At 40.3% G+C, this 3,026-nt stretch carries 2 protein-coding genes; both read left to right on the forward strand.

What is annotated here, in order from left to right:
* Nucleotides 1-529: hypothetical protein (locus F6K37_RS36330; RefSeq protein WP_287255834.1), on the forward strand; the 529-nt coding region annotated here is incomplete at its 5' end.
* A gap of 252 nt (nucleotides 530-781) precedes the next feature.
* Nucleotides 782-3,026: CHAT domain-containing protein (locus F6K37_RS36335; protein ID WP_287255836.1), on the forward strand; the 2,245-nt coding region annotated here is incomplete at its 3' end.

The following is a 3,026-nucleotide window of genomic DNA, read 5'->3' on the forward strand; positions in this document are numbered from 1 at the left end:
TTTGCATTTTGAGATTAGGATAGGTACTAATAATTCTTTAGAATATCAATTAGCAAATCCTAAGGTGACTCAATGGGGGTTCGATCCACATATTCACCCAATGCTACTCTACCAACCCCACGCTCCAGCTGCTTCACCATCGTTAACTCAGGTTGGTAGCTGTGTACCAGGAAATCCTGTGGTGCTGGAATATGCAATACACCGGGAGCAACCTCTGCTTAATCGAGTTGAAATTAAGATTATTGATCGTAGTACGGAAATGGCGGTTAAATCTCACGTTGTTGATTTAACTCTCCGGGAGGGAATGGATCCAACGAAAACCAAAAAATTGGATAACCTTGACCGGGATAAAACTCATTTTGAGTGTATTCCCTTTGGGTATCATCCAACAGTAAGTGAGTATAAGACGAAAATAATTATACCTGCTGAGTATATCGATAGTTACTTTGATTCTAATTATCAACTGAAGATTGAGGTATCTGATATTTGGGATTATAAAGTGGGTGAAATTTTGTCTCTTAGTGTTTAGGGAGCGGTGCGACCCGTGGCGAATTTAATTCGCCTACGGAAAGCGCACCGTAGGGAGTAGGGACTTCGGAGCAGTGTCAAGATATCCGAGGAGTGTTTGGTGTTACGATAAATTAAGATTGATTGTCATGATTTATTGATAAATGCTATAAATTATTAAATCTTGCTTCTTGCCTCTTGCCTCTTGGCTTTCCCTAAGAGATTCCGTTCACAACTCAAATAGAAATAGTATATTGACTGACCTGTCACTCCCATGAACGAAGAACGCCTCCAAGCCTATCGAAAGTTGATTGACCAACTACTCGCGGAGTCTAATGATCAAGAAGTCTCTCATATTTTGAATAGCTACCGGGATTTGGTTGATACGGGATTGCAGCAGACAATGCTGGCAGTGGCGGAAGATTTGCGAATCCAGGGCGATTTAGATAAGTCTAATTTTTTAATGAATATTGTAGGGGAGTTGATGGGGGTGCATCGCCACACATCTGATGCTCAACTCAACTTTCTCAGGCAGGTTCTGCAAGCAACTGAATACAGTAGTGTTGACCCGCAGGTAGTTTACCCATTACTGGCAGCAAATACAGACAAACTTAATGATAAGTTAGCAGAAAAATTGCGGGTTTGGGGAACAACTAGGCTGGCGGAAGCGGAAGCAGATGAAGCAAAAAATGTAGGATCAGTTATTGGAAATTTTAGCAGTATAATTCAGCAATTTCCTTTGGGGGACAAAGCCAGCAATATAGAAATTGCCATCACTGGCTATGAAATCGCACTAACTGTTTTCACCCGTGAAGCATTTCCCGAATATTGGGCAATGGCAAAAACTAATCTTGGTATTGCTTACCGTAACCGAATCAAAGGTCAGAAAGCACAGAATATAGAAGAAGCGATCGCTTGTTACCAACAAGCTCTTAGAGTTTATACCTTTGAGGCATTTCCTATTGATTGGGCAACGACACAAAATCATCTCGGTATTGCTTACGGTGACCGAATCAAATGTGAGAAAGCACAGAATATAGAAGAGGCCATCGCTTGTTACCAACAGGCTCTTAGAGTTTATACCTTTGAAGCATTTCCTATTGATTGGGCATCGACACAATATAATCTCGGTATTGCTTACCGTAACCGAATCAAAGGTGAGAAAGCACAGAATATAGAAGAAGCGATCGCTTGTTACCAAAAGGCTTTTAGAGTTTATACCTTTGAGGCATTTCCCGAAAAATGGGCAAGGACACAAAATAATCTCGGTAATGGTTACCGTAACCAAATCAAAGGTCAGAAAGTACAGAATATAGAAGAAGCGATCGCTTGTTACCAACAAGCTTTTAGAGTTTATACCTTTGAGGCATTTCCCGAAAAATGGGCAACCACACAAAATAATCTCGGTATTGCTTACGTTTACCGAATCACAGGTGAGAAAGCACAGAATATAGAAGAAGCGATCGCTTGTTACCAACAGGCTCTTCGAGTTTATACCTTTGAGGCATTTCCTATTGATTGGGCAATAACTCAATATAATCTCGGTATTGCTTACGCTGACAGAATCAAAGGTGAGAAATCACAGAATATAGAAGAAGCGATCGCTTGTTACCAACAGGCTCTTCGAGTTTATACCTTTGAGGCATTTCCTATTGATTGGGCAACAACACAAAATAATCTCGGTAATGCTTACCGTAAAAGAATCACAGGAGAGAAAGCCGAAAATATCGAAAAAGCTTACACCACCTTTAAATCTGTCATAGAAACAGTTGACTCTTTGCGGAGTGAAATTCTTTCTGGTGATGAGACAAAACTTAAACACGCAGAAGAATGGAATGGAACTTATATAAACATGGTAGAAACTTGCCTAGACTTAACTAATATCACCGAAGCCATTGAATATGTTGAACGGAGCAAAACCCGCAATTTAGTTGACAAGATTCTCAGCCGTGACTTAAAAACCATCTTTCCTGTAGATGTTGCCACTCAACTAGAACAATACAGGGATGAAATAGCCATAGGTCAATATCAAATCCAGAATTGCAAAGCTGAAAATCTAAAAGTATTAGCACAACATCTCCAAGAATTGCGACAGCAGCGGAATGATTTACAAGGCCAATATTTACGTATCGGTTCTAGCTTTCAGTTTGATAAATTTCAGAACAATTTAGATGACCACACTGCCATTGTAGAATTTTACATTACACGGGATAAGCTGCTCACTTTCATCTTTACCCACCAAACTCAGCAGCCTATCGTTTGGGAATCTGATCCGAAAGACTTCAAAAAATTTCAAAAATGGGTAAATGGGTATCTCAGAGCCTACTACAACAAAAAATCCCATTGGCAACGTCGCCTGACTACCCGTCTACATTCCCTGGCGCAAATTCTGGACATTGATGAAATCATTCAGCAAATAACCCCAGAGTGCGATCGCTTAATTTTAATCCCCCATCAGTATTTACATTTGTTCCCCCTTCATGCTTTACCTATCAACAGTCAGCAGGGAGAAGGTAAAT

The organism is Moorena sp. SIO4E2 (assembly GCF_010671945.1).
In the GTDB taxonomy this organism is placed as follows: Bacteria; Cyanobacteriota; Cyanobacteriia; order Cyanobacteriales; family Coleofasciculaceae; genus Moorena; species Moorena producens.